The 16,901-nt window shown below is 67.9% G+C and carries 21 protein-coding genes and 1 tRNA gene; 13 read left to right on the top strand and 9 right to left on the bottom strand.

Going from position 1 to position 16,901, the window contains the following annotated elements:
• Window positions 1-14: 14 nt before the first annotated feature.
• Window positions 15-572, bottom strand: coding sequence for a nucleotidyltransferase family protein (locus MKCMC460_RS28765; protein WP_236978684.1), 558 nt, complete (start codon window positions 570-572; stop codon window positions 15-17).
• Between the two features lie 92 nt (window positions 573-664).
• Here MKCMC460_RS28765 and MKCMC460_RS28760 point away from each other — a divergent pair, with 92 nt between their 5' ends.
• Genes MKCMC460_RS28760 through MKCMC460_RS28740 form a run of 5 tightly spaced genes read left to right on the top strand, consistent with a single transcriptional unit; the run spans window position 665 to window position 4,491 of the window.
• Complete coding sequence (locus MKCMC460_RS28760) at window positions 665-1,405, top strand: glycosyltransferase family 2 protein (RefSeq protein ID WP_236978676.1); 741 nt, start codon at window positions 665-667, stop codon at window positions 1,403-1,405.
• Entirely contained in the window at window positions 1,402-2,349 is a 948-nt protein-coding gene (locus MKCMC460_RS28755) for an acyl-CoA dehydrogenase family protein (RefSeq protein WP_236978674.1), read from the top strand. Before MKCMC460_RS28760 ends, MKCMC460_RS28755 begins: the two co-directional genes overlap by 4 nt.
• Entirely contained in the window at window positions 2,346-3,092 is a 747-nt protein-coding gene (locus tag MKCMC460_RS28750; protein WP_238305137.1) for a PIG-L deacetylase family protein, read from the top strand. The genes MKCMC460_RS28755 and MKCMC460_RS28750 overlap by 4 nt, the downstream gene beginning before the upstream one ends.
• A gap of 41 nt (window positions 3,093-3,133) precedes the next feature.
• The gene (locus MKCMC460_RS28745; protein ID WP_236984470.1) at window positions 3,134-3,727 is read left to right on the top strand and encodes an SAM-dependent methyltransferase; all 594 of its coding nucleotides are present in this window, start codon (window positions 3,134-3,136) and stop codon (window positions 3,725-3,727) included.
• Window positions 3,728-3,729: 2 nt separating this feature from the next.
• On the top strand, window positions 3,730-4,491 hold the full coding sequence (locus MKCMC460_RS28740) for an endonuclease/exonuclease/phosphatase family protein (protein ID WP_236978670.1): 762 nt from the start codon (window positions 3,730-3,732) through the stop codon (window positions 4,489-4,491).
• Between the two features lie 15 nt (window positions 4,492-4,506).
• Here MKCMC460_RS28740 and MKCMC460_RS28735 read toward each other — a convergent pair whose 3' ends face one another.
• Window positions 4,507-4,671: a hypothetical protein gene (locus MKCMC460_RS28735; RefSeq protein ID WP_236978668.1), complete on the bottom strand. Its 165-nt coding sequence runs from the start codon at window positions 4,669-4,671 to the stop codon at window positions 4,507-4,509.
• Window positions 4,668-5,228 carry an isochorismatase family cysteine hydrolase gene (locus MKCMC460_RS28730; protein ID WP_236978667.1) on the bottom strand — a complete coding sequence of 187 codons (561 nt, stop codon included), beginning with the start codon at window positions 5,226-5,228 and terminating at the stop codon, window positions 4,668-4,670. Before MKCMC460_RS28730 ends, MKCMC460_RS28735 begins: the two co-directional genes overlap by 4 nt.
• Before the next feature lie 165 nt (window positions 5,229-5,393).
• Here MKCMC460_RS28730 and MKCMC460_RS28725 point away from each other — a divergent pair, with 165 nt between their 5' ends.
• The 5 genes from MKCMC460_RS28725 (at window position 5,394) to MKCMC460_RS28705 (ending at window position 8,150) form a co-directional block, all read left to right on the top strand.
• Window positions 5,394-5,669, top strand: coding sequence for a hypothetical protein (locus tag MKCMC460_RS28725; protein WP_236978665.1), 276 nt, complete (start codon window positions 5,394-5,396; stop codon window positions 5,667-5,669).
• Between the two features lie 111 nt (window positions 5,670-5,780).
• A complete protein-coding gene (locus MKCMC460_RS28720) occupies window positions 5,781-6,080 on the top strand; it encodes a DUF4193 domain-containing protein (protein WP_236978662.1) in 300 nt (99 codons plus the stop codon).
• A 61-nt stretch (window positions 6,081-6,141) separates the two neighbouring features.
• A complete protein-coding gene (locus MKCMC460_RS28715; protein ID WP_238305135.1) occupies window positions 6,142-7,479 on the top strand; it encodes a cytochrome P450 in 1,338 nt (445 codons plus the stop codon).
• A 118-nt stretch (window positions 7,480-7,597) separates the two neighbouring features.
• Window positions 7,598-7,753 (top strand): hypothetical protein, encoded by a 156-nt coding sequence (locus MKCMC460_RS28710; protein ID WP_180915734.1) that lies wholly within the window; start codon window positions 7,598-7,600, stop codon window positions 7,751-7,753.
• Window positions 7,754-7,898: 145 nt separating this feature from the next.
• Window positions 7,899-8,150: a hypothetical protein gene (locus MKCMC460_RS28705; protein ID WP_236978660.1), complete on the top strand. Its 252-nt coding sequence runs from the start codon at window positions 7,899-7,901 to the stop codon at window positions 8,148-8,150.
• A 17-nt stretch (window positions 8,151-8,167) separates the two neighbouring features.
• Here MKCMC460_RS28705 and MKCMC460_RS28700 read toward each other — a convergent pair.
• The 4 genes from MKCMC460_RS28700 to ponA2 all read right to left on the bottom strand — a co-directional run bounded on the left by MKCMC460_RS28700 (window position 8,168) and on the right by ponA2 (window position 12,866).
• Window positions 8,168-8,241 (bottom strand) — tRNA-Pro (locus MKCMC460_RS28700).
• 78 nt (window positions 8,242-8,319) lie between these two features.
• Window positions 8,320-9,426, bottom strand: coding sequence for a PLP-dependent cysteine synthase family protein (locus MKCMC460_RS28695; protein WP_236978658.1), 1,107 nt, complete (start codon window positions 9,424-9,426; stop codon window positions 8,320-8,322).
• Window positions 9,423-10,298 carry a metallophosphoesterase gene (locus MKCMC460_RS28690; RefSeq protein WP_370653206.1) on the bottom strand — a complete coding sequence of 292 codons (876 nt, stop codon included), beginning with the start codon at window positions 10,296-10,298 and terminating at the stop codon, window positions 9,423-9,425. The genes MKCMC460_RS28695 and MKCMC460_RS28690 overlap by 4 nt, the downstream gene beginning before the upstream one ends.
• Window positions 10,299-10,439: 141 nt before the next feature.
• Complete coding sequence (gene ponA2 / locus MKCMC460_RS28685) at window positions 10,440-12,866, bottom strand: transglycosylase/D,D-transpeptidase PonA2 (RefSeq protein WP_236978654.1); 2,427 nt, start codon at window positions 12,864-12,866, stop codon at window positions 10,440-10,442.
• A gap of 359 nt (window positions 12,867-13,225) precedes the next feature.
• Between ponA2 and MKCMC460_RS28680 the strand changes: the two genes are divergently transcribed.
• The gene (locus MKCMC460_RS28680; RefSeq protein WP_236978643.1) at window positions 13,226-13,576 is read left to right on the top strand and encodes a WhiB family transcriptional regulator; all 351 of its coding nucleotides are present in this window, start codon (window positions 13,226-13,228) and stop codon (window positions 13,574-13,576) included.
• Window positions 13,577-14,086: 510 nt separating this feature from the next.
• Here MKCMC460_RS28680 and MKCMC460_RS28675 read toward each other — a convergent pair.
• Both MKCMC460_RS28675 and MKCMC460_RS28670 read right to left on the bottom strand, forming a co-directional pair.
• Window positions 14,087-15,220, bottom strand: a complete 1,134-nt coding sequence (locus MKCMC460_RS28675) for an ArsA family ATPase (RefSeq protein ID WP_370653046.1) — start codon at window positions 15,218-15,220, stop codon at window positions 14,087-14,089.
• A 2-nt stretch (window positions 15,221-15,222) separates the two neighbouring features.
• Complete coding sequence (locus tag MKCMC460_RS28670) at window positions 15,223-16,245, bottom strand: ArsA family ATPase (RefSeq protein WP_236978641.1); 1,023 nt, start codon at window positions 16,243-16,245, stop codon at window positions 15,223-15,225.
• Between the two features lie 40 nt (window positions 16,246-16,285).
• Between MKCMC460_RS28670 and MKCMC460_RS28665 the strand changes: the two genes are divergently transcribed.
• Both MKCMC460_RS28665 and MKCMC460_RS28660 read left to right on the top strand, forming a co-directional pair.
• Window positions 16,286-16,447: a DUF4177 domain-containing protein gene (locus tag MKCMC460_RS28665; RefSeq protein WP_099051178.1), complete on the top strand. Its 162-nt coding sequence runs from the start codon at window positions 16,286-16,288 to the stop codon at window positions 16,445-16,447.
• Window positions 16,444-16,899: a RidA family protein gene (locus tag MKCMC460_RS28660; RefSeq protein ID WP_236978640.1), complete on the top strand. Its 456-nt coding sequence runs from the start codon at window positions 16,444-16,446 to the stop codon at window positions 16,897-16,899. Before MKCMC460_RS28665 ends, MKCMC460_RS28660 begins: the two co-directional genes overlap by 4 nt.
• Window positions 16,900-16,901: the final 2 nt, after the last annotated feature.

Here is a 16,901-nt window from a genome sequence, read left to right as displayed (position 1 = left end):
GTGCCGTGCGCCGCTCAGTCGCGCAGGCCGAGACGTTCGACCAGCATCAGAAAAGCGGCAGCGAAGGCATTGTCGGCTGTCTCGGCCTCGATCCGGGGCCAGTCCAGCTTTTCCCGAACCGCCCGCGCCGCCGGCAGCAACGATGCGAAATCGCAGTGGTGTTCGGTCAGGGCGCGCAGTTTCTGGATGAACACCTCGGTGGGAGGTAACACCGGCATCGAAATGGCCAGCACCACACGCTGTTCCGCTGCGCCCAATACTTGCGGCGTCACCGTCCTGCCGTTGACGCAGTGCAGCACGTCGACCATCGCATCGCCGAGATGCGCTTTGAACAGCCAATCCTCGGGTGGTCGTTCGATCCGGAAACCGGCCTTGCCGAGCGTGGTCGCCGCAGCGGGAACGTCGTCCTCGCAGACCATCAGGTCGACGTCGTGCGTCGGTTCGGGTGCACCGTAAGCCCATAACGCGTAGCCCCCGGCCAGGGTGAAGGGCGGCCCGTGCTCCTTGAGCGCCGACGCCGCGCACCGAAGTGCGTCGCGTAGCGCAACGGCCTCTGGCGGGGTGTCGGACATGATGGTGACGGATACCCCGCCGACGCGTCCGGCAACCTGTGATGCTGTCCGGCAACGGTTTAACCGGTATCGAAACGGGAAATTAGCGAACCATGCCCACCGCTATGCCGCCTACCTACGAGCAGGTGGCCGTGGTGATACCCGCCCACAACGAACGCGCGAGTTTGCCGGGTTGTCTGCGCGCCATGGTCACCGCGGCCCTGTGCGTACACGCTCCGGTGACCATCGTGGTGGTGCTCGACGCCAGCGACGACGACAGTTCCGACCTCGCCGGCCGGTACGGGCCGGATGTGCATTTCGTCCGCATCGACGCGCGCAACGTCGGTGCCGCCCGCGCGGCCGGCTTCGATTACGCCCGCACCCTGTGCGGGACCGACCTCGCCGCCTGGTATGCCACCACCGACGCGGACAGCACCGTGGAACCGGATTGGCTGAGCCGCCAATTGGGTTGTGGCGCAGAGATGTTCCTTGGCCTGGTGCGGGTCGCCGATTGGCGGCCGCACGGGTTGGACGTGGTGCGCCGGTATCTGGAGGCCTACAACAAGCGGGTGGACGGCGGCCACGACCACGTGCACGGCGCGAACATGGGTTTCAGCTCCCGCGCCTATTGGGCCGTCGGGGGATTCCGTTCACTTTCCTCCGACGAGGACGTGGACCTGGTGGCGCGGTTCGAGACGGCCGGTTACCGCATTCACCGGGACACCGCGCAATCGGTCGTCACCTCGGCGCGCACCAAAGGGCGGGCACCCCGCGGATTCGCCCGTCATCTGCGTTCCCTGACCAGCGCGGGGCGGGGGACTGCGGTGCACCCCAAGGCGGGGGAGCCCGCATGACGGCGGGGCTGGTCCGGCACTGGCTGGAAACCGGGCGGCTGGAATTGCCGCTGCCGGGCTCGGGCTGCACCGCGGAACGCTGGCAGCGCCTGGGCCGACTGGCCGAGGAAGACATCGCCGCCGCCCGGATCGCCGAGGCGCACGTCGACGCCGTCGCGATCCTGCACGAGCTGGGCGGCAAACCACCGGAACCCGGTCAGCTGTGGGGTGTTTGGGCGGCCGAGGCGTCGGAGGCGGTCCTGACCGCCACCCAGGTCGCCGGTGACGGGTTCGTCCTCAACGGCACCAAGGTGTGGTGCTCGGGTGCCGGGTTCTGCACGAATGCACTGGTCACCGCTCGGATGGAGGGCGGTGACCGCGGGTTGTTCGCGGTCACACTCACCGATGCCGGGGTCAAACCGCTGCCCAGTACCTGGTGGAATCCCGGGATGGCCGGCAGCGACACCCGGTCGGTGCAGTTCAACAACGTGCACGCAGTCCTGGTCGGGGCGCCCGGTGGGTACCTGAGCCGCGCCGGATTCTGGCACGGCGCGATCGGTGTCGCCGCCTGCTGGCTGGGTGGGGCGCGGCGGGTGGCCGAGCCGTTGTATCGCAGTGCGGGCAGCGAATCCGCCGACGCATACGCGTTGGCGCATCTGGGGGCGGTAGACGCCGCGCTGACCGCCGGCGACGCGGTGTTGGCCCTGGCCGCCGGGCAGGTCGACGCGGATCCCTTCGACAAAGCCGGCACGGCGCAACTACTGGCGCGCCGGGTCCGCGCGGTGGTGGAACATGCCGTCGACGAGGCGATCTCGCGCACCGGACGGGCGCTGGGGCCCGGACCGCTGTGCCAGGACGGTCGGCACGCCCAGCGGGTCGCCGACCTGAGCATCTACATACGCCAGAGTCACGCCGAACGCGACCTGGCCGAACTGGGGCGGTTGGCCGGGCGGCGCGGGCGTTGAAGACCAACGGGCCGCGGTTTGCGGCCAGGCCGCTGGCCGGAGGCGGTACCGCCGTGCAGGATTGGCTGGCGGCCGATCGGCCACCGGCACTGAAGCTGGACGAGTGCGCCGGTCTGGTGGTGGTCGCTCCGCACCCCGACGACGAGACTCTGGGCATCGGGGCGACGGCCGCGCAGCTCGCCGCGTCGGGCGTGCCGGTGCAACTGGTGGCGGTCAGCGACGGGGGTGGCGCGGACCCGGCTGCGTCGGCGGCCGAACGGCTTACTTTGGAGGCGCGACGGCGCGACGAATTGCGCTGTGCTGCAGAGATTTTAAAGGTCGGTAGCCCGCTGCGCCTCGGACTGCCGGACGGCCGGCTGACCGACCATGAGGATCGGCTGGCGGCGCTGCTGACGCGGTGCCTGGACGGTCGGCCGCCCGGAACGTGGTGTGCGGCGACCTGGCGGGGCGACGGCCACCCCGATCACGAAGCCGTCGGGCGGGCCGCGGCCGCGGCCTGCGCACGCACCGGCGTCGAACTCATCGAATACCCAGTGTGGATGTGGCACTGGGCAATTCCGGGGGACCCGGACGTGCCGTGGCATCGGGCCCGGACGGTGCCGCTCGACGACTGGGCCGTGCAACGTAAAAGACAAGCCGCACAATGCTTTCGAAGTCAGTTCGAGCCGCACGGACCGGACGCGGTGCTGCCGCCCTTCGTGCTGGAGCGGCTTATGGCGGTGGGGGAGATGGTGTTTCTGTGACTGCGCACACCCCGCGTTTGCCAGATGCGTACTTCGACAGGATGTACGCCGACGCCCAGGATCCGTGGCAGTTGTCCTCGCGTTGGTACGAGCAACGCAAGTACGCGATCACCGTGGCCCTGCTACCGCGCAGCCGGTACCGGCACGCTTTCGAGCCGGGCTGCTCGATCGGTGCGCTGACCACGCTGCTGGCCGCCCGCTGCGAGCGGATCACCGCCGTGGACGTGGCCGAGGCGGCCGTAACCGGTGCCGACGCCCGGCTACGCGAGCACGGCTGCCGCGACCGGGTGAGCCTGTCCCGCGGATCGCTGGACGAGCGGTGGCCGGCCGGCCCGTTCGACCTGGTGGTGCTCAGCGAGGTCGCGTACTACCTGAATGCCGACACCCTGGCGACGGTGTTGCGCCGGGAGTGCCCTCGGTTGGCGCCGGGCGCCACCGTGATCGCCGCGCACTGGCGCCATCCCGTCGCCGACTATCCATTGACCGGTGACGCCGCCCACGCCGTCATCGCGGCGACACCGGGGCTCGAGCCGCTGGGCTGTTACCGCGACGACGACGTCGTCATCGAGGTGTTCGACACCGGCGACGCCAGGTCGGTGGCGGCGCGGGAAGAGGTGCCGGGAGCGCGGGCCTAGCCATGCGAGTGGCGACCTTCAACATCCTGCACGGACGCACCGTCGGCGACGGAGTCGACCCGCAGCGGCTGCGCGACTGCGTGCGGCGACTCGATCCCGACGTGCTGGCACTGCAGGAGGTCGACCTCGACCAGCCCCGCTCCGGGCACGCGGACTTGACCGCGGCGGCAGCCGAAGCGATGGGCGCCGTCGAGCACCGGTTCGTGGCCGCGATCTCGGGCACGCCGGGGGCCACCTGGATGGCGGCGACGGGTCGCGAACAACCCGGGACCGCCGCCTACGGGATCGCGTTGCTGTCCCGGTTCCCCGCGACCAGTTGGCAGGTGGTCCGGTTCCCCCGGATCCCGATTCGGTTTCCGATGTATCTGCCCGGCCCGAACAGGGTGCTGATCGTGGACGAGGAGCCGCGGGCGGCGGTGATCGCCCGGCTGCAGACTCCGTTGGGGCCGCTGACCGTGGCCAACACCCATCTGTCCTTTGTGCCCGGCTGGAATTTGCGCCAGCTGCGGCGCCTGACCCGCGACCTGCGCGGGCTGCCCGGGCCGCGACTGCTGATCGGCGATCTCAACCTCACTCCCGCGGCGGTGCACCGCTGGTCGGGGATGCGCGCGCTGGCCACGGCGCCGACCTTTCCGGCCGCCGCACCCCAGCGGCAACTCGATCACATCCTGACCGACGACCCGGATCTGCACGGCGTTGCCGCGACCGCGGAGTTGATGCCGATCTCCGATCACCGGGCCCTGGTCACCGAGGTGCGCCGGTAGTCGTCGGGGCGGTGGTCACCGATCCTTGCTGCGCGCCTCCGCGCCGGTCTCGCCGGCGTCGAAGTCGTCGTCGGCCGCGGTGCGTCCCACGTATTCGCCGTCGTCGCCACGGCCCGCGCGCGAGTTGGCGGTGTGCTCGTCGGCCTCCACGTCGGATTCGGCTTTCTTGCGTTCGGTCATCGGGGTTGCCTTTCTTGTTTCGCAAAGCAGCGGGCGGCGGGCAGCAACTCCGCACTCATGTTGCGTTCCATCATCTTCAGTGCGGCCGACCCCAGCTCCTCGTCGATATGGGCGACCGCGTCGGGCGGGACCACGACCTCGTAGTGACGCAGATAACCGTCCAGTGCGCTGTAGAGGATGCACTGCTCGGTGACCTGACCGGCCAGCACGATGCGCTTGGTGTCGAGACGATGCAGCAGGTAGTCCAACGCGGTGGAGTAGAACACGCTGTGCCGGACCTTGGTGATGAGCGGGCAGTCGGGCGTGGGCACCAGTGGTTCGATCAGCTCGGGGTGCTTCCCCTGCAGGGCGTTGTCGATGATGGCCCCACGGTCGGCGGTGAAATCGCCGAGGTTGTCGTTGACGTAGATGAGGTCGACGGCAGCATTGTCCTTGGCGTTCTCGATCAGCCCGAGCAGCGGGTCGATGACGCGGGCCGCACTGTGGGCCAGCTCGTCGGCGTCCTCATGGCGGTAATCGTTGAACATGTCGATAACTAGCAGCGCAGTGTCGCTCACAGCACGAAGCTATACCCGCTATCCGCCGTCTCATCGCGGCTGGGTTTAACCGGTCCGATGAATCGGGTAGCCCTAGCGGGTCGCGAGCAAATTGCCGCGTGAGTCAACAGTATCCATAGGCTACAGTAGCCAGGTGCTGATGACGGGTTCGCTGGGGGAGTGACAATGGGACACATCGCAACCGACACGGCCGTCCACGGGCCGGTCCCGAGCAGCGAATCCGAGGTACCGACGGTGACGCTGCCCGGCCTCGCCGCGGCCGGGGTCTGGGCCGTCGGCTTGATAGTCGGCGTAGTCGCGTTGCTCACCGGGCACCTGCTGGTGGCCGGCGTCGCGCTGGTGCTGGCCATCATGGCGCCATGGTTCGGCATGGCTTGGGTGTCGCGCGGCCGCAGCCGCGAATCGAATGGCTGGTCCGCCGTGCACGCTCCTGCGCGGTAATCGCGAATTGTTCGATCTGCCGGGTGTGATTCGGTTTCGAACGGGGTACTTCCTGCGCCAACGGGCCACCGCGAGGTGCGTAACCCGGTCACTCAGCAGGAAGGAACCCCCATGCCGACCGTCAGTGATTACGACGCCCGCCGGGTGACCGAGGCCGACGCCGCAGACAAAAGCGCCCTCCGCGAGCTGGGCCCGCTGCCGAAGCTGGCCACCGCCGTCATCGACGATGACCCCAACGAATCTCCGTTCTTCGAACTGCCCGGCGCCGATCTGTCCGGAGAGGAACTGTCGGTGGTGGTGATTCCGCAGCGATCCGACGAGTTCACCTGCTCGTGCTGCTTCCTGGTGCAGCACCGTAACCGGCTGCGCGTCTCCGGCGGCGGGCGCCAGATCTGCGCAGACTGCGCCTGATCGGTCGCCGCACGCCCGCCGGTTGTTGACCTGACCCGCCCGGCCGTGTTGGGTCGGGAGGGTGGCAGCTCCGCCGGCTTCTCCACCCGGGTTACCCGCTCCCCGCCGGCTGCGCAGCCTCTTCGCGGCCGCCTACGCGCTCGCCTACCTGGTGGGTGGCGAGCGACGAATGTTGCGGCTGATCCGCCGGTACGGGCCGATCATGACGATGCCGATCCTCAGTTTGGGGGACGTCGCCATCGTCTCGGACCCGGCGCTGGCCAAGGAAGTGTTCACCGCATCCACCGACGTGTTACTCGGGGGCGAGGGGGTGGGGCCGGCCGCCGCTATCTACGGGTCCGGCTCGATGTTCGTGCAAGAGGAGCCCGAACACCTGCGGCGTCGCCGACTGTTGACGCCGCCGCTGCACGGCACCGCGCTCAACGGCTACGTGCCGATCATCGAGGCGTGCACGCGGGCTGCGATGCGGGACTGGCCCGTCGACCGCCCGTTCGAAATGCTGCATGCGGCAAGGGCATTGATGCTCGACGTGATCGTGCGGGTGACCTTCGGTGCCGAAGATCCCGACGAAGTACGACGGCTGGGGCAGCCCTTCGAAAGACTGCTGAACCTCGGTGTGTCAGAGCAATTGACGGTTCGCTATGCGCTGCGCGGACTCGGCACCCTGCGGGTGTGGCCGTCGCGCGCCCGGGCCAACCGCGAAATCGACGCCGTCGTGCTGCCGCTCATCGCCGCGCGGCGCCGCGACCCCGATCCGGTATCGCGACGCGACATCCTCTCGCTGCTGGTCAACGCTCGCGGCGAAGACGGAGAAGGGTTGTCGGACAGCCAGATTCGCGACGATCTGGTCACCCTGATGCTGGCCGGTCACGAGACCACCGCGACCACGCTGGCCTGGATCTTCGATCTGCTGCTGCATCACCCCGACGCGCTGCGGCGGGTGCGCGAGGAGGCATTGAGCGGCGACGAGGCGTTCACCACCGCGGTGATCGACGAGACGCTACGGGTGCGTCCGCCGGCGCCGCTGACAGCGCGGGTTGCCGCGAAACCCTTTCCGATCGGCGGATATACGGTCGCGGCCGGAACGCGCATCGTCGTGCACATCATCGCCATCAACCGCAACCCGGCCGTCTACCAGAGCCCGCTCGAGTTCCGGCCGGAGCGCTTTCTCGGATCCGCACCCCAGAGCTACGCCTGGGTACCGTTCGGCGGCGGCGTCAAACGCTGCCTGGGCGCGGCGTTTTCGATGCGTGAGCTGATCACCGTGCTGCAGGTGCTGCTGCGCGAGGGCGAGTTCAGCGCCGTGGACGCCGCGCCGGAGCGGATCGTGCGGCGATCCATCATGCTGGCGCCGCGCCGCGGCACCAGAGTGCGGTTCCGGCCGCGCGCGGCGAGCTAGAACTCGGCCTCGGATCCTCGCAGAATCTGCCGCGAAAATTCGCGATTGGAGCTTCGAACAGTGGGGTATTCACACCTCGTTCGATCAATTCGACAGCGTTCAACAGAAGGGGCGCGACGTGATTATCCTGGGCATTGTTCTGCTGGTGGTGGGCTATTTCACCGGCATCAGCATTCTGTACACGATTGGTGGCATCCTGCTGCTCGTCGGCGTGGTGTTGTGGATCCTGGGCGCGGTCGGGCGCCCCGTTGGCGGTCGCAGGGTCTGGTACTAGCGCTGTTAGCAGGGCCGATGCGGGCCGGGGGTTTTCTCCCCCGGCCCGCATCGGCTTTTTCGATCGCGAGTACGTTTAGAAAGCTTTGAGCGATTTCCAAGCGGCGGTTGGGACCGTCAATTGTTGACGGAAGGAAATTGCCGAAATGACCAGAGCCATCAGCGGATCGCCGACCGCCCCGGGAGCGACGCCGGAACCCGCGACCAATATCTATGCCTCGACGGCATTCGTGTTCTCCATGATCGGCGCGGTCGGCCTCAGCGTGATCTGTGCGATCACCGCGCTGGTCCAGATCAAGAATCCCGGCGAGGGGCGCGGCCAAGCCGTCGCGGGCCTGCTGATCTCGGCGGCCTGGGTGGCCGCGCTGTCGGTGCTGGTCTGGCGGCATGCGCTGTGACCTGCTGAGAAACTGAGTCGGGGTGGCGGGATTCGAACCCACGGCCTCTTCGTCCCGAACGAAGCGCGCTACCAAGCTGCGCCACACCCCGCTTGAAGCCTCGACAGCGTATCGCACCGCCCCCGCGCGCCGCCAAACGCGTGGTCCCGGGGGCGAGAGGGGGCACGGGCTATGCCCAGCGGCCGGAACGCTCGAACTCGGCCAGTGTCTGCGCCGGACCGCTCGGATCGATGCCTTGGGCGGCCACCCAGTCGTCGTCGAAGTAAGTGTCGGCGTAGCGGTCGCCGCTGTCGGCCAGCAGCGTCACCACCGATCCGCTACGGCCGTCGGCGACCATCTCGGCGAGCAGTTGGAACGCGCCGCACAGGTTGGTGCCGGTGGACGGCCCCACCCGGCGCCCCAGCACCGCGCTGACATGACGGGAAGCCGCGATCGAGGCCGCGTCGGGCACCGAGACCATCCTGTCGACCACCGACGGCAGGAACGACGGCTCGACCCGCGGCCGGCCGATCCCCTCGATCCGCGAAGACGCGCCGGTGACGATGTCGTAGCGCCCCTCGGCGAACGCCGGAAAGAACGCCGAATTCTCCGGGTCGACGACGCACAGCCGGGTCGCGTGCCGCCGGTAGCGGATATAGCGGCCGATCGTGGCGCTGGTGCCGCCGGTACCCGCCCCCACCACGATCCAAGCCGGAATCGGATGTGTCTCGTCGCGCATCTGCAGATAGATCGACTCGGCGATGTTGTTGTTGCCCCGCCAATCGGTGGCGCGCTCGGCGTTGGTGAACTGGTCCAGATAATGCCCGCCGGTCTCCGCGGCGACCCGCGCCGCCTCGGCGTAGACCTCGCCCGAGTGCTCCACGAAATGGCAACGGCCGCCCTGGGATTCGATCAGTCCGACCTTGGCGGCGCTGGTTGCCGACGGCATCACCGCGACGAACGGCAGACCCAGCAGCGCCGCGAAATAAGCCTCGGACACCGCCGTGGAACCCGAAGACGCCTCGACCACCGTGGTGCCCTCGTCGATCCACCCGTTGCACAGCGCGTACAGAAACAGCGACCGGGCCAGCCGGTGCTTGAGACTGCCGGTGATATGCGTCGTCTCGTCTTTGAGATACAACGCCACTCCGCAGTCGTGACCCCACGCCGAGGGCAGCGGGTAGCGCAGCAGATGGGTGTCGGCGCTACGCCGAGCGTCCGCCTCGATCAGCCGAATCGCGTTGTCGGCCCAATCGCGGGACCGAGTGCGAACCGCGACCCGAGCCCGATCGGTCAACGCACCGACATGGTGGGCTGCGAGCGCCCCAGGTTGCTGGTCGCGTCCCGGCCACCCATCGGGGTGGCGATCAACGTCAGCAGGGTGGCCTCGGGGCGGCAGCAGAACCGCACCGGGGCGAACGGTGACGTGCCGAGGCCGGCGGAGACGTGCAGCCGCATGTTCGCACCCCACTGCGACGGACCCTTGGCCCGGGAACGGTCCAGGCCGCAATTGGTCACCAGCGCCCCGTAGAACGGCAGGCACAGCTGCCCGCCGTGGGTGTGCCCCGCCATCACCAACTGGTAGCCGTCGGCGGCGAAGCGGTCCAGCACCCGCGGTTCGGGCGAGTGCACCAACCCGAGCTTCAGGTTGGCGGCGGGGCTGGCCGGGCCGGCGATGGTGTCGTAGCGGTCCCGGTCGATGTGTGGGTCGTCGACGCCCGCCGCGGCGATGTGCAGGCCGGCCACCTCGAACTCGCGCCGGGTATGCGTCATGTCCAGCCAGCCGCGCTCGGTGAATGCCGCCCGCAGGTCCTGCCAGGGCAGTGGCTCACCCTTGACCCGGTGGTCGGGGTTGGTCAGGTAGTTCGCCGGGTTCTTCAGCCGTGGGCCGAAGTAGTCGTTGCTGCCGAAGACGAACACACCGGGCCGGGACAGCAGATCACCCAGCGCCTGCACCACCGCGGGAACCGCCTTGGGGTGGGCCAGGTTGTCGCCGGTGTTGACCACCAGATCGGGCTCCCAGCCGGCCAGCTCACGCAACCAGGCCTGTTTCCGGCGCTGGTTGGGCGTCATGTGCAGGTCGCTGACATGCAGCACCCGCAGTGGCGTGGAACCCGGGCTCAGGACCGGGATCGTCACCTCGCGCAGCACGAACGCGTTGCGCTCCACTATCGAGGCGTAACCGATTCCGGCAACCGCCGATCCGGCCAGTGCGGCGCCGGTGCGTAACAAGACGGGCAGTACATCAGCCATGCAGGCAGGATACTGCCGGTCACCGCGTCGAGGCGCGTTTCCCGCGTCGAACAGGGATTACGGAGGCGGCGGCGCCGGTGGCGGCGGGGCCAGCAGCGGAATGGTGATGGGCGGCAGGCCGGGTATCTCCACGACCTGCGATCCGACCACCTCCGGCGGCAGACCCTCCGGCGGTGGCGGCGGTGGCGGCGGGATGCCGTTGCTGATCTGGATGGTGATGATCGAACCGGGGATCGTCTGGCCGCTGGGCGAGGTCCCGACGACTTCGCCGTACTTGGCGCTGCTGTTGACCGAGTTCGGCTGGTCGGCGACCCGGAAGCCGGCGTCCCGCAGCCGCTGGCGGGCCTGCTCGAGGTCGAGGCCGGCCACGCTGGGCACCCGGCCGGCCGGCGAACCCTCCACGTACCGCGGATCGGTGGGCGGCAGGTGGACTTCACCGAAGTTGTTCGCGATCGGCTGCAGCGCGGTGAACCAGGTGCGCGCCGGCTCGTTACCGCCGTACAGGTCGCCGCTGCCGCAGTGCCGCAGCGGGGCGGAGCACAGATCGGTCGGCGACGGCGAGTCGTCGTAGATGTAGTTGGCGGCCGCGTAGCGGTTGGTGAATCCGACGAAGCCCGACGAGCGGTGCGCCTCGGTGGTGCCCGTCTTCCCGGACATCGGCAGATTCCAGCCGGCCGCACCGGCCGAGCCCGCCGCCGTGCCACCACCCACCGCGTCCTTGCTCATCGCGTTGGCCAGCGTGTTCGCCAGCCCCTCGGGCACCACCTGCTCGCAGGTCTCGGTGGTGACGGACACCTCGTTGCCGTTGCGGTCGATCAGCTTGTCGATCGGGTTGGGCGGGCACCACATGCCACCGGAGGCCAGCGTCGCTGCCACGTTGGACAGTTCCAGCGCGTTGACCTCGATGGGGCCCAGGGTGAATGAGCCGATGTTCTGGCGCTTGACGAAGTCGGCCAGGCTCTCGTTGCTGTCCGGGTTGTAGTCGCGTGCGGTGCCGGGGTTGGCGTAGGACCGCAGGCCCAGCTTGATGGCCATGTCGACCGCGGGCGATACGCCGATCTGCGAGATCAGCTTGGCGAACGCGGTGTTGGGCGACGTGGCCAGCGCCTCGGTCACGTTCATCGAGCCGCGATAGTTGCCGGCGTTGACCACGCACCAGGTGTCCTTCGGGCATCCTTTGGCGCCACCGCTACCCAGCCCCTTGGCCTGGAACCGCCCGGGCACTTCGAGGTTGGTGTTGATGCCCATCCCCATATCCATGGCCGCGGCCGTGGTGAACAACTTGAAGATGGACCCGGCGCCGTCGCCGACCAGCGAGAAGGGCTGGGGGCGCATGGTTTCGCCGGCCTCGGTGTCCAGACCGTATTTACGGTTGCTGGCCATCGCCACCACCTTGTGCGAGGTCTTGCCCGGCAGGATCACGCTCATCACGCTCGAGATGCCGCTCAGGGTGGGTGGGGCGAACTTGTCGATGGCCGCTTTCACCGGAATCTGGACGTCGGGATCCAGCGTGGTGCGGATCAGGTAGCCGCCCCTGGCCACCTGCTCCTTACTGATCCCGGCGCGCGACAGGTACTCCTGGACGTAGTCGCAGAAGAACGCGCGATCGCCGGCCGCGATGCAGCCCCGGGGCAACTCGTTGGGCTGCGGCAGCACCCCCAGCGGCTGGGCCTTGGCCGCCCGCAGCGCGTCGGCCTGGTCGGGGATGTTCTCGATCATGGTGTCCAGCACCAGGTTGCGCCGGGCCAGCGCGCCTTCGGGGTTGGTGTACGGGTTCAAGGTGCTGGTCGACTGCACCATGCCGGCCAGCAGTGCGGCCTGCTGCCAGTTCAGGTCGATGGCGTTGACGCCGAAGTAGGTCTGCGCCGCGTCCTGAATTCCGAAGGAGTTGTTGCCGAAGGACACCAGGTTGAGGTAGCGGGTCAGGATCTCCGGTTTGGTGAAGGTTTTGTCCAGCGTGAGCGCCATCCGGATCTCGCGCAGTTTACGCGCGGGCGTGGTCTCCACGGCCGCGCGTTTCTCCGCGTCGGTCTGCGCGGTGACGAGCAGTTGGTAGTTCTTGATGTACTGCTGCTCGATCGTGGAGCCGCCGCGGGTGCCGGTGTCGCCGGACGCATAGCCGGCCAGCCCGGTCAGCGTGCCTTTCCAGTCCACGCCGTTGTGATCGGCGAACCGCTTGTCCTCGATGGACACGATCGCCAGCTTCATGGTGTTGGCGATCTTGTCCGACGGCACTTCGAAGCGGCGCTGGGAGTACAGCCAGGCGATGACGTTGCCCTTGGCGTCGACCATCGTCGACACGGCAGGGACCTGGCCCTCGAGGAGCTGCGCCGAGCCGTTGGCGACGACCTCGGAGGCCCGGTTGGACATCAAGCCCACCCCGCCGGCAAATGGAAACATCAGCGCGGTGGCGACGACGCTGGCCAGCAGACAGCACCCTGCCAGCTTCGCCAGCGTGAGTGCGACCGGGGGGCGCTCGGACATGCGTACTACAGTAGCGGCCCTTCGTCACGTGCCCACGCCGCGCGGGTGGAAAAAAATTCTTCAGCAGGTGTTGAACAGGTTTGCCGCCGAGGTGGTCGTCGCGGTCGCGCCGATGGCACAGGTCAGGGCCACAAAAAGGGACGAGTTGGATCGTTTTGCCCGGCTGGCCGACCGAAGACGGGACGGTTGTGCCAGAAAAAGCGTTATCGTACTGTTGCGCAATTGGCGCTCGACCACCTAACTTATATACGCAGTGAGATTCAGGTAACAGCGATGCGCGCGGAGTGTCTCAAATCGCACCTTGGCTGGTACCCGAGGAGGGCGGTCGCCGCTAGCGACCGAAAGGAAGGGATCAGCTCGTGTCAGGAACAAGCCCGGGCGCACGCAAGACGAACTTAACGTCCACCGGCAACCTGCTGCGCAGCGTCGAGGCGGACGACCGCATTGCCTGGGTATCGCAGGCGTTGTGCCGGACGACCGATCCCGACGAACTCTTCGTACGAGGCGCCGCGCAGCGCAAGGCCGCGGTCATCTGCCGGCACTGCCCGGTCATGCAGGAATGCGGTGCTGACGCCCTGGACAACAAGGTCGAATTCGGCGTCTGGGGCGGGATGACCGAGCGTCAGCGCCGGGCTCTGCTCAAGCAGCACCCCGAGGTTGTCTCGTGGTCGGACTACTTCGACAAGCGCAAGCGGCGCAGCATCATCTGACAACCGGTCTGAACCCCCGGCGGGCAACCCCGTTCATCATTTCATTTCCGTTACAGCATGCCTCGGAGTCGGCGTGCTATGACGCTGTTTTCGCAGCTCAGTAGGCATTTTTTGGCTTGCTGACCGATGCGCCGTTATTGGGCGCCGTTGAACCAGCGTCGAATAACGCTGCGGTGAGGCCATATCGTCGCAGCTCGCCGGGTATGCGGAGCGGCTCCCCGTGACCGCGGCGACGAAACGCGGCTCGGCCGGTCAGGCCCGTCCCCGGCAGGATGCCGACCCTAGGCGGGGCGCTCAGCTAGCGGAGTCGGACGACGTTCGGCCTGGCGTATTCATCATTACATTTCTATTACACGATAGCCCAGCAAACTAACCGGGATCCGCTGTTTACGCAGGTCAGGGCGCTATTTACCGGGGTGAACGGGCACGGCGACGGCCGTTACCATTGCATCGGCGTCAAATAACGCGGGTAGTCAGACCCATCACCGCAGGTGAAACCGATTTCGGGAGTTAGCCGACCGACGTGATCTGGTCGGCCAGGGCGCGCAACGCATCCAGATCCGACACGTCGAACGGCAGTGACGGCACGCCGATGACGGGAACGTGCGGGTTGGCGCCGGTGAACCGGGACAACAGCCGGACCTCCCGCTTTGCTGTCTGCGCGCGGTCGGCATGGATCTGCAGCACTGCGGCGGCCAAGGATGCCGTCTCCGAATCGTCGGCCTCCAGCTTCTCGACGGCGTCAATGGCCCGCTCGACCGGCAACGAGCACAGCGTCGGGTGGGTACGGTTCAGCACCAGTCCCGCCAGCGGCATACCTTCCTGAGACAGCCGGTCGACAAAGAACGACGCTTCGCGAAGCGCGTCGGGCTCCGCGGCCGACACCACCACGAATTGGGTGCCGCGGCGCTTGAGCAATGAGTAGGTGCGTTCGGCCTTCTCGCGGAAGCCGCCGAAGGTGGCGTCCAGGGACTGCACGAACGCCGCGGCGTCGCCGAGCATCTGCGAGCCCAGAATTGTCGACATCGCCTTCATCGCCAACCCCATCGCCCCGGTCACCAGGCGGCCGATGCCCCGGCCGGGCGCCAGCAGCAGTCGCCACAGCCGGCTGTCCATGAAGCTGCCCAGCCGTTTGGGAGCGTCCAGGAAGTCCAGCGCGTTGCGCGACGGCGGGGTGTCCACCACCACCAGGTCCCAGCGGTCCTGAGCCAGCAACTGCCCCAGTTTCTCCATGGCCATGTACTCTTGCGTGCCGGCCAGTGACGTGGCGACGGTCTGATAGAACTGATTGTCCAGAATCGATTGCGCCCGATCGGATCCCGAGTACTGCACCACCATCTCGTCGAACGTGCGGCGCATGTCGAGCATCATCGCGTGCAGCTCGCCGGGCACCTCCGGAGCCAACGGCACCCGTTGTGGCGTATTGCCAAGGTCGTTGACGCCCAACGCTTGTGCGAGTCGCTTGGCCGGGTCGATGGTCAAAACGACCACGGTGCGGCCGTATTCGGCCGCCCGCAGCGCGATCGCCGCCGCGGTCGTGGTCTTACCGACGCCGCCCGCGCCGCAGCACACCACCACACGATTGGACGTGTCGGCCAGAAGTGCTGCCATGTCAAGGGTTTCGGGTTTATGCGGGTGCGTCATGTTCATCGAACCCCTTGCTGTGCAAGCACTTCGGAAAGTTCATACAGGCTGCCCAGGTCGACGCCGTCGGCGATGGTCGGCAACTCCAGCCGTGGCACCTGCAGCGCGTCGAGCTGTTGCGCGGTCTCGGCGCGGGCAGCTATCCGGGTGGCGTGCTCGATGGTCTCGGTCAGCAGACCGGCGAAATCGTCGTCGTCGAGTTCGATGCCGGCGGTGGCCAGCCCGGCGCGCACCGAGTCCGCGTCCACGACCCCCTCGGCGGCCTTGGCCAAGTCCCCGGCGTCGAGAAACGCGGGAATGTTGCGGTTCACGATCACGCTCCCGATCGGCAGCTGCATCTCGGCGAGTTCCTCGATGGCTTCCAGCGTTTCCTGCACCGGCAGCGCTTCCAGCAGCGTCACCAGGTGGATGGCGGTCTGGTCGGAGTGCAGCAGCTTCACCACACCCTCGGCCTGCGAGTGCACCGGGCCCCCTTTGGCCAGGTCCGAAACCGCTTTGGTGACATCCAGGAACCTGGCGATGCGACCGGTGGGCGGCGCATCGACGACGATCGCGTCGTACAGCGGCCGTTTGTTCTTGTCGAGCCGGATCACCGTCTCCTTGATCTTGCCGGTGAGCAGCACGTCACGCAGGCCGGGTGCGATCGTCGTCGCGAACTCGATGGCGCCGATCCGGCGCATCGCGCGACCCGCCAGGCCCAGGTTGTAGAACATGTCCAGGTACTCCAGGAATGCCGCCTCGAGCTCGATCGCCAGCGCGTTGACCTGGCCGCCGCGTTCGGCCGTGGCGATCTTGACTTCCTGGTAGGGCAGCGGCGGCACGTCGAAGAGTTGCGCAATGCCTTGGCGCCCTTCGACTTCCACCAACAACACCTTGCGGCCGCCCGCGGCCAGGGTCAGTGCCAGCGCTGCCGCGATCGTCGACTTCCCGGTGCCGCCCTTGCCGGTGACGAAATGGAGGCGGGCCTTGGACAACCGCGACGGCCACCCGACGGAGCTACCGCCGCTCGATGTGTTTGCCACCATCGCATGCTAGCCCTACCGGTTTGGCCGATAAGCTCGCGGCATGACCCAACCCACCACATGGGAGTACGCCACGGTTCCGCTGCTCACCCACGCCACCAAACAGATCCTCGATCAGTGGGGCGCCGACGGCTGGGAACTGGTGTCGGTGCTGCCCGGACCCACCGGCGAACAGCACGTCGCCTATCTGAAGCGCCCTAAGTGAGCGCCAAAGCCCGGCTGCACGAACTCGGCCTGGAACTGCCGCAGGTGGTCGCACCGCTGGCGGCCTATGTTCCCGCCGTGCGCACCGGCAACCTCGTCTACACCGCGGGCCAGTTGCCGTTCGTGGACGGCAAGCTGACCGGCACCGGCAAGGTCGGCGCCGGCGTGGCCCCCGATGTCGGCAAGTCGCTGGCACGCACCTGCGCGCTCAACGCGTTGGCCGCCGTCGATGCGCTGGTCGGTCTCGACGCGGTGACCCAAGTGGTCAAGGTGGTCGGATTCGTCGCCTCCGCGCCGGGCTTCCACGGCCAGCCGGGCGTCGTCAACGGGGCCTCCGAGTTGCTGGCCGAAGTGTTCGGCGACGCCGGCAAGCACGCGCGCTCGGCCGTCGGTGTGGCCGAACTGCCGCTGGACGCGCCGGTGGAGGTGGAGCTCATCGTGGAGGTCGGTTAGCG

This window comes from Mycobacterium sp. 20KCMC460 (assembly GCF_022179425.1).
Classification (GTDB): domain Bacteria; phylum Actinomycetota; class Actinomycetes; order Mycobacteriales; family Mycobacteriaceae; genus Mycobacterium; species Mycobacterium kiyosense.
The sequence above is the reverse complement of the archived record's forward strand: the minus strand, read 5'-3'. Positions and strand labels throughout refer to the sequence as shown.